At 42.6% G+C, this 2337-nt stretch carries 2 protein-coding genes; both read right to left on the reverse strand.

From position 1 onward, the window contains the following. Positions 1 to 145: 145 nt before the first annotated feature. Positions 146 to 904: an IS21-like element helper ATPase IstB gene (gene istB / locus HNR43_RS14000; RefSeq protein WP_183244707.1), complete on the reverse strand. Its 759-nt coding sequence runs from the start codon at positions 902 to 904 to the stop codon at positions 146 to 148. After that, the coding region (istA, locus tag HNR43_RS14005; protein ID WP_183244709.1) for an IS21 family transposase at positions 901 to 2337 on the reverse strand (1437 nt) is incomplete at its 5' end. The genes istB and istA, both read right to left, overlap by 4 nt.

Raw genomic sequence — 2337 nt, forward strand, 5'->3', positions numbered from 1 at the left:
TGTTTTTGTCAATAATAAATTGAGCCAGAGCGATCACTTCAAAAGTGAGCCACTTTTAGAATCAGAGTTCCCATAAATGGGAGAGGGTGGGTGTTTGGATGACTTGCCCCTAGGGGCAAGTCATCCAAACACTTCGCGCATCTGGCTACCACTCCCCATTTTCCCTCTGTTTCATACTTTGACGGAATCGATAAGATTCTCCGTTTAGAAGAAGAATGTGCGAACGGTGAGTGAGCCGATCAAGCAACGCTGCTGTCATCTTTTCATCCCCAAAAATGTTCGTCCATTCTACAAATTCAAGATTTGTTGTAATGATGACACTTGCACGTTCATAGCGATTGGAAAAGAACTGAAATAATAGCTCTGCTCCTGTTTTGGAAAAGGGGATATATCCCAGTTCATCTACGATGATCACATCATATTTGAGCCACTTCTTCTCAAACGCACCAAGTTTGTGCTCTTCTTTAGCAATAAGCAACTCTTCCACTAACTCGGAAGCAGTAATGAATTTTGTTTTGTAGCCATTTTGGATCATGGCGATTCCAAGCCCAATGGCCAAATGGGTTTTCCCTGTGCCACTATTCCCTAGAAAAATAATATTCTCTTTTCTCTCTGCAAACTCACCTTTTGCGAGTGTGAGAAATCGATTTCGATTTAAGCTCGGCATGAAAGTAAAATCATAGGTGTCTAAAGTTTTGTGGATGGGAAAGGCAGCTTGTTTGAGCCTTCGCTGTCTTTGATTTTCCTCTCTTGCCTGCGCTTCTGCTTCTAATAGTGCCAATAAGTATTCTTCATACCGTAGATTTCTTTCTTCTGCCTCTCTTGCGAGAGAGCGATATTGTTTCGCAATTGTAGGCATTCTCAATTGCTTCGTGATATGGTCTAAAAGGATTTCCGTTGTCATTTCATCTGACCTCCCGTTAATTGTCCGTATTGAGCTACGTTTGCCTTTTGAATTTTATAGTCTAGTAGATTTACAGGCGTTTTCTCCTTAGATAGATCTTGGACCTGCAAGTAGTTATTCGTCAGTCTTTGAATGATTTCATGGACGACTTCGTACCGATAGACCTGCGCTTGTTCAGCTTCTCGTAATGCTTGTGTCAATTTTTCCATCCCGATTTCTCGATGAAGGAGAAGGAGTCGGATAAATTTACGGTCGCCCGCGGCTCCTTCTTGTTCCCTCATTTTTCGGTGAAAACGCCTAAATACATCCGGAAGGTCAGATGATTGAAATGCATGGGCGTCCCGAATCGCTCGCGGTTTTTTTAATAATGCCTCCAGATAATGATCTAGATTGGTGATCATCTGGTTTCGTTCGTAAGAACGAGGATGTTCAGCGATCACTTGATTTTGAGCCACAACGATCACATGATCGACAAACATTTTTGCCCATACAGCTTGACCTACATAACTACAAGGGACAGAATACTGATTGGTCTCCACTGTAATTAAAGAGGTCTTATTCACCTGACAAGAGACCAACCGGCAAGCTTCAAACTTCTTTTCAGGGAGTGGGTGTAGATACTCCTTTTCTTTCGCCCACATTTGCGCAATCGTTTCTTTAGTGAACGGAACGGTTTTTTCTTCCGCTTCTCTCAAACACCAGTCCAATAGATAAGCGTTTAATTCCTCCAGCGATTGTACGTCCGGAAGCGGAACGAAGGCGTTTCTTCTTACGTATCCGACCGTCCCTTCCACTCGTCCTTTTTCATTCCCGGAACGAATATTACAAAACTCTGCCTTAAACAAATAGTGGGCTTGTAAGGCTAGAAAAGCATCCTGTTCGAGACGATCTCTCCCTTGGAGTATTTTTACTACAGCCGTTTTTAAATTATCAAATACCCCTTCGGTAGGTACTCCTCCAAAGAATTCAAACGCATGGACAAAGCCATCTAAGAAAGCCTCCTGTTTCTCATGCAGGTATGCTCGTACAAATCGCATTCGACTTGCCGAAAGTTGCATACAAAAGAGGTAAATCCGTTGTGTTCGACCCTGTAGAATAATATCCGCCTCTCCCCAGTCGAATTGGAATTGGTGGCCGAGTTGAAAATCAAGGGGAATAAAGACTTCCTGTAGCTTTTTCTTACGTTTGGCTACAACCTTACGGATGTTGGACTCAGATCCTTTGAAATTGTACTCATCGACCAATCTTCGATAAATTCTGGCAGCGGTATGGCGTTGTTTTCCCCAACGTTTTAGATCGTCTTCGAGCCATTGATCAATAATGGGTAAGACTCGCTTTGTTTCATCGGAATACTCCTTTCCATGATAGTTTTTCTGCCGATGAATGGTGGTTGGAGCCTCATTCTGTTTTAGATATTTGCTTACGGTATTTCT

The organism is Anoxybacillus mongoliensis (genome assembly GCF_014201515.1).
Classification (GTDB): Bacteria; Bacillota; Bacilli; order Bacillales; family Anoxybacillaceae; genus Anoxybacillus; species Anoxybacillus mongoliensis.

Excerpts from the sequence above, each read along its gene's own strand:
- istB (WP_183244707.1), bottom strand. The coding sequence starts at position 904 with ATGACAACGGAAATCCTTTTAGACCATATCACGAAGCAATTGAGAATG.